Here is a 6,947-nt window from a genome sequence, read left to right as displayed (position 1 = left end):
AGAGCAAATTGAGATAAACTGTTTTTCGTCACTATAAATTTTTTTGAGGTTCCTTGAACCTCTTTTTGTGCTTCTAAGATAAATAAATCAAAATATACCCTTGACTACTGATAGTAAATCACCTCGGAGTCAATCTTATCATTGAATGCCTCCCTTATCAATCGCGAATATGCGCAATACCACGAATAATCTTCTTAAGTGCCCAGCTTAGAGCACCAATACCTACAATGACAATAATAATCATACCAGCCGTACTTTTAAAAATCTTACCTTCCCTAAAGAGAAGACATCCTAGTACAACTAACACAATAACAACAAGAATCCCTCTGATCATTTCAGCCATCATCTGTCCCCATTCATCAAGCTGTCCTTTTTCCAATGACGAACGTGGATCAAAGACATGAAGCGTTTCATACAACACCCCATATTTCCATACATCTTTCCAATTATGTTTCATTTCATCACCCTATTTCATGCATTTAATAGATGAGACAAGTATAGCACTGCCAACAACAGAAAGCACGGCAAAGATCAAGAGCGTTATATGGACACTTGTCACTTCAATCAATAAGCCACCAGCCACACTCGCAATGACACCAGCAATCGTCCCACTCATTGTAAAAAGGGCCTGTCCCGTTGTTGCATCTTTCTTGTCGAAATAGGAATCAATATAGAAGACACTGGATGGAATAAACAGTGCGAAGGCAAAGATCTGAAGCATCTGGGCAATAAAGAAGATCGTCATATTAGGGGCAAAGAGAGTGAGAAGGTGTTTGATAGAATACATGATGCCAGCAAAGATCATGACATAGGAGATATTGAGTTTGTCTTTATATTTTTGAAATAAGACCATGCCTGGTAATTCAAGAAAAGCTGCGATGAAGGTTGCGATACCCATTGATAGACTATTGCCCCCAATATTTCTTACAATATAGATCATATAGGTATTAATAAGCTGATGATCGATATAAATCAAGATATAGCCAACAAGCATCAAAAGAAATAGCTTATAATATTTCAAAAAATCAATAAAACGACTCTTCTCGCCTTCCTTATGACTTACTACATGATCATTTGAAAAGCCACGTAGAATAGGCAAAAGGCCTAAAGCACTAACTGTAATGACAAGAGGCAAATAGAGAGGTGATATTCTAGAAATGACATAGCCTAAAACAAGTGACATAAGCGCATAAGCAACAGAACCAATACCTCGACTCAAGCCAAAATTCAATACAACACCCTTTTCTTCAAAGACAAAAGTCAAAGCATTGATAAAAGGCATCATCGTTATCGCAATGGCTGAAAGCAAGGCAAAGATAATAGCGACAAGATAGGGCAACTGCCCAATAACCAACATCACAATCGATAATAAGCCAGACAAAAACGTCATCATCATTAAAATAGAAGCAACGGATGTATGATGAGCATCAATATATCTAGCTATGACTGGCTGGGCTAAGGTTGCTAGGATGTTGGCACTGGCAATGACAATGCCAATAAGACCCGTCCTCAGTCCTACTTTACCTAAATAAAGGGCACCATAGGACATAAGGACACAGAGGATGATATAGTAAATCCCCTGAATAAAGGCATATTTTGTATTCAGTATTTTTTGATTCATAGTATTCCCTCAAAAAAACTGCTTGGAATATTCCAGGCAGTTATCTTTACTTTGAACGTTCAATTCGACTATCACAATATTTACAACGATAAATACGCTTTGTACGATTCGCAAGATAGAAAATTTGATCAAGATTCTTTTCAACCGATGTAATACATCTTGGATTCTTGCATTTTTCTACATTCACAATTGTTTCAGGCAACTGCATCTGTTTCTTTTCAACAATCTTACCATCCTTAATAATACATACAGTAATATTTGGATCAAGATAACCAAGCACATCCAAATCTACATCAAAATCATTATCAATCTTCAAGATATCTTTTTTCCCCATCTTAGTAGAGCGTACATTCTTCAAGATTGCAATCGAACAATTCAGTTTATCAAGCTCCAAAGCTTCATAAACTTCCATGACTTTTCCTGCCGTAATATGATCTAAAACAATACCATTTTTCACATCATCTATTTTCATAATCTTTCCACCTCATGATCCAATCCTAACAGACTTAATATCAATGCCATTCTAATAAAGCGCCCATTTGCCGCCTGTCTGAAGTAAGCCGCACGTGGATCATCATCCACATCAACTGTAATTTCATTAACACGTGGTAAAGGATGAAGAATGGATAAATCTTTTTTCGCATTATCAAGCTTCTTCAAATCAAGAATATATGTATCACGTAATCTCAAATAATCCTGTTCATTAAAGAAACGTTCTTTCTGTACACGTGTCATATAAAGAACATCAAGTTCACCCATGACATCATCAAGAGAAGTGACTTCCTCATAATCCACATGAGCAGGATCAAGATAGTCTTCTTTTAAATATTCTGGTAGCTTGAGTTCATCTGGTGAGATAAAGATCATACGAATATTGTCATAACGGGCCATCGCTTTCAGCAAGGAATGGACTGTACGGCCAAATTTCAAATCCCCACAGAAGCCAATTGTCATATTGTCAAGACGTCCTTTTTCACGATGAATAGTCAATAAGTCTGTCAATGTCTGTGTTGGATGGTTGTGACCACCATCACCCGCATTGATCAATGGGACATTGCAGTGCTTGCTGCCTACAAGTGGCGCACCTTCTTTAGGATGACGCATGGCAATAATATCGCAATAATTCGATACAATATGCACTGTATCCATCACAGACTCACCCTTGGATGCACTAGAAGAGCTAGCTTCCGAGAAGCCTAACACACTTCCCCCTAATGAAAGCATGGCACTTTCAAACGATAAACGTGTACGGGTACTAGGTTCAAAGAATAATGTACCTAAAATCTTATGCTTGCAGACATCCTGGTATCTTGTACGATCCTTCATAATGTCATCAGCTAACGCAATAAGTCCATCAATCTCTTCAACTGTGAGATCGATTGGGTCAATAATAGTCTTTTTCATACTTGCCTCCTACTGCATATTTTCTAAAAGATTAAGCAATGCTGCTTTATGATAGTGTTGATCATGGATATAGAGATCATCATAGAGTGTTGTATAGTGTTCTAAGACTTCACTCGATTGTTTTTCCCCTTCATAGATGGAATAGCTATCCTTCTCCCCCTCACTATCATCATCGTGATAGGCAGCACTGATTTCATCGCTGCGTTTCTGGCCATAGAGGATGAGGCCATAGAGTGTCTTATTGTATTGGGGAATATTTTCTTGTTGAAGATAAGTGATACATTGTTCTCTTATTTCTTCAATCGTTAAATCATCTTCATCATCAAGAGTAGAAGATATGGCAATATCTTTTAAAGCATTTTTGATTTCATTGATCTGATGTAATGTTTCTTTGCCCAATATCATCTTGTCACCAAAGAGATTGAATGAGGAATATGTCAGTGAAGAGATCCACTCATTGATTGTCGAAATAAGAGCGAGCTTGCTTTCATTATATTGATCAAGATAGGCATGGCCATAGAGATAGGCGATTTTCCCAGTTAGGAGATAGAGCCGTTCGAGGTGCTTTTGGCTTATTGTCTGCCTTAACTTTGCACTCTCCAACAAGCATACAAATTCATCTTTCACCAAGATGGCTTCGTCAAGATAATCCATCTTCCTGCCCCCTTTATAAATTCATCTCATGAATTACTTTCACTATACCATCCTGATCAGGGTCATCAAAGAAATAATCACCAAGTGCTTTTAATTTCTCTGGTGCCTTTTGACTGACAACCCCAACAGCACATTCCTGAATCATTTGATAATCATTCATACTGTCACCAAAGCCAATTGTATCCTTCATATCGGCATGATAGTAGTTGATGATGCGTTTGATGCCATCAGCCTTTGTACAGTCCTTCAAGATAATTTCACCATTAATAAAGTCATCATTCTCACTAGAGAATGTCACAATATTAAAATAATCAGACAGATACTGAACGATATCCAAGAATTGATATCGATCAGTCGCAATAAAGGCCACCTTTGTGACACCAATCTTGGCTGGATCAAATTCAGAAAGAGGTACACGGTTTTCTTTTTCACGCTTGAGTTCAAAGAAGCGCTGTAATTCTACATTGTCACCAAATTCTCGATGATGCATATTGTCAAAGAATTCATTGACACCAGGTGATTGATAAATGGCTTTCTCGGTTTCTAAGGCAAAGAGTACTTTGTGATTCACAAAGAGCGTAATGACTTCTGTAAGAATGTCACTATTCATGTAGTTCTTAAAAATAAACTTGTTGCCTACTTTCACAAAGCCCCCAGCTGACGCAATAAAGCCATCGGCAGGTACACGTTCAAGATTACCTGAAACAATGGATGTTGGAGCACGTCCTGTACATATAAAGATATGATGTCCCTTGTCCTTGAGTCGATGTAATTCTGTGATTGTGTTTTCAGTAATGTGGCGGCTTTTCCCTAAAAGTGTACCATCCACATCAAAAAATAAGTATTTCATACAAACCTCCACAAAAAAAGGATATCCAAACGAATATCCTAAAAAATATGAAAAGAAGATTGATAAGCATGATACAGTTTTCTTAATCGTAAAGTATTCATAGCTAGTCCTCTTTTTCTTTCATGACAAGTATAACACGACTCTATGGACTACTCAAGAATCTCTTCAATGAGTTGTGGTATGGCAACTTCATGATCAACAATATGATAAGCAGAAAGGATATCTGCTTTCAGTTCTTCACTTAATCCAGTATTTGTATGAACATCAAGAAGTGGTTCTCCTGCTTCTACATGATCGCCCACCTTCTTTTTCAAAACTAAGCCCACTGCATGATCAATCTGATCATCCATTTTCGCTCTGCCGCCACCAAGCTTCATTGAAACAAGGCCAAGATTAAGAGCTTCTAAGTCTTCAATATAACCACTCTCTAAGCTTGTAACAGTGATGACTTCTTTCGTCTTGGGGAATTTCTCTGGATGCATGATATAGGATGCATCCCCACCTTGTGCTTCAACCATTTTCGCAAGAACTGCCAACGCACTGCCATCTTGAATGACTGCTTCAAGTTTTTGATGTGCTTCTTCTCTTGTGGCTGCCATCTTTGTCATTAACAACATTGTTTCACCAGCTTCAAAGCAGAGTTCGGTAAAGTCACGAGGACCTTCACCTTTTAATGTGGCAATAGCTTCTTTGACTTCCAAGCTGTTACCAATGGCATTACCAAGAGGCTGATTCATATTGGAGATAGTTGCACGCGTATCACGACCAAGATGATCACCAATCGCAATCATAGTCTTTGCCAGCTTTCTCGCATCTTCCACATTTTTCATGAAAGCCCCATCACCATATTTCACATCCAACAAAATTGCATCAGCACCAGCTGCCAGTTTCTTACTCATGATACTAGAGGCAATAAGAGGAATAGAATCCACCGTTCCTGTTACATCACGAAGGGCGTACATCTTGGCATCAGCTGGATCAAGCTTCTTTGTCTGGCCAATAATCGCAAGCTTTATCTCATTGACCTGTTTGATGAAATCTTCTTCACTCAGATAAACAGATAAACCAGGAATAGATTCCAGTTTGTCCAGTGTGCCACCTGTATGTCCTAAGCCTCGGCCACTCATTTTCGCTACCGGTGCCCCGCATGCTGCAACCATTGGACCTACTGCCAAAGACGTCTTGTCACCAACTCCACCTGTTGAATGTTTATCAACCTTGATGCCTTGAATAGCACTTAAATCCATGGTGTCACCACTATGCATCATTTCATTTGTTAAAATGGCGGTTTCCTTTTCCGTCATCCCCTGAAAATAGATAGCCATCATGAATGCTGACATCTGGTAATCAGGTATCTTATCAGCAACATAGCCTTGAATGATATCATGAATCTCTTCTTCATTTAATTCTAGCCCATGCTTCTTCTTTTCAATTAAATCGACCATTCTCATAACACTTAAACCTCATCAAATACAGTACCTTCTTCAAAGATACTCTTTCCATTCAAATAATCTTTCACACTCATACGACGTTTACCTGGAACCTGTAATTCCGTAATTAAATAAACACCATCTTCCACCTTAACACCAATTGCATCTTTGAAAATCTTGATAATCGTCCCATTCTTTTCATGACCATGATGCTTCATTGCATTTTCACACTGATGAATACGTCCCTTCCAGATCTTCACATTCTGTCCCTTATAAACAGTATAATTTCCTGGCCATGGATCCATGCCACGGACACGGTTATAAATAGCCTCAACACCCTGATTCCAATTCAAATGCTCGTCTTCTCGCTTAAACTGGTGACAATAAGTAACCTTCTCTTCATCCTGTTTGAAGCGTTGATTTTTGCCTTCGAGAATTGAAGGAAGGGTACGGCGTAATAATCTTGCCCCAATCACTGTCAGCTCATCAAAGAGTTCACCCACAGTTTCATCATCGCGAATAGCTGTCATTTCCTGGGAAATGATATCACCAGCATCCATATCATGCGCCATATACATAATCGTTACACCTGTCTTTTTTTCACCATTAATAATCGCATAATGCACTGGTGCTGCCCCACGATACTTTGGTAATAAGGATGCATGGACATTGATTGCGCCTAGTCGTGGTGTTTCAAGCAGAATATCTGGGACAATCTGGCCATAAGCTGCACTGATAATAAGATCAGGCTGCAATGCTAGAACAGCTTCGTAGTCCTTACGAATACGCTCTGGCTGAATAACAGGAATATCATGGGCAATTGCCATTTCCTTACATTCGCTCATTGTCAGAACCTTCTTGCGCCCAACTTCACGATCTGGCTGTGTCACCACCCCAACAACATTGTAATGTTCATTTAAAAGCATCTCTAAGACAGCCTTTGAGAAATCAGCTGTTCCCATAAAAACAATTCTTTCATTCATTTGAT

General features: G+C 38.8%; 8 protein-coding genes. All 8 read right to left on the bottom strand.

Translation table 11 applies throughout. The annotated features are described in order from the left end of the window. Nucleotides 1–157: 157 nt before the first annotated feature. Nucleotides 158–457, bottom strand: coding sequence for a hypothetical protein (locus FYJ79_RS10470; protein WP_154517992.1), 300 nt, complete (start codon nt 455–457; stop codon nt 158–160). A gap of 9 nt (nt 458–466) precedes the next feature. Beyond that, entirely contained in the window at nt 467–1,621 is a 1,155-nt protein-coding gene (locus FYJ79_RS10465) for an MFS transporter (RefSeq protein WP_154517989.1), read from the bottom strand. A 46-nt stretch (nt 1,622–1,667) separates the two neighbouring features. Then, nucleotides 1,668–2,093, bottom strand: coding sequence for an aspartate carbamoyltransferase regulatory subunit (locus FYJ79_RS10460; RefSeq protein ID WP_154517986.1), 426 nt, complete (start codon nt 2,091–2,093; stop codon nt 1,668–1,670). Continuing rightward, complete coding sequence (gene pyrB, locus FYJ79_RS10455) at nt 2,090–3,025, bottom strand: aspartate carbamoyltransferase (RefSeq protein WP_154517983.1); 936 nt, start codon at nt 3,023–3,025, stop codon at nt 2,090–2,092. Before pyrB ends, FYJ79_RS10460 begins: the two co-directional genes overlap by 4 nt. Before the next feature lie 9 nt (nt 3,026–3,034). After that, nucleotides 3,035–3,679: a hypothetical protein gene (locus tag FYJ79_RS10450; RefSeq protein WP_154517980.1), complete on the bottom strand. Its 645-nt coding sequence runs from the start codon at nt 3,677–3,679 to the stop codon at nt 3,035–3,037. Between the two features lie 13 nt (nt 3,680–3,692). After that, entirely contained in the window at nt 3,693–4,529 is an 837-nt protein-coding gene (locus FYJ79_RS10445) for a Cof-type HAD-IIB family hydrolase (protein WP_154517977.1), read from the bottom strand. Between the two features lie 149 nt (nt 4,530–4,678). Further along, nucleotides 4,679–5,980 (bottom strand): pyrimidine-nucleoside phosphorylase, encoded by a 1,302-nt coding sequence (locus FYJ79_RS10440; protein WP_154517974.1) that lies wholly within the window; start codon nt 5,978–5,980, stop codon nt 4,679–4,681. A 5-nt stretch (nt 5,981–5,985) separates the two neighbouring features. Continuing rightward, complete coding sequence (gene fmt / locus FYJ79_RS10435; protein WP_154517971.1) at nt 5,986–6,942, bottom strand: methionyl-tRNA formyltransferase; 957 nt, start codon at nt 6,940–6,942, stop codon at nt 5,986–5,988. Nucleotides 6,943–6,947 lie beyond the last annotated feature (5 nt).

It is taken from the genome of Sharpea porci (assembly GCF_009695655.1).
In the GTDB taxonomy this organism is placed as follows: Bacteria; Bacillota_I; Bacilli_A; order Erysipelotrichales; family Coprobacillaceae; genus Sharpea; species Sharpea porci.
This window is presented reverse-complemented; position numbering and strand designations above follow the sequence as displayed.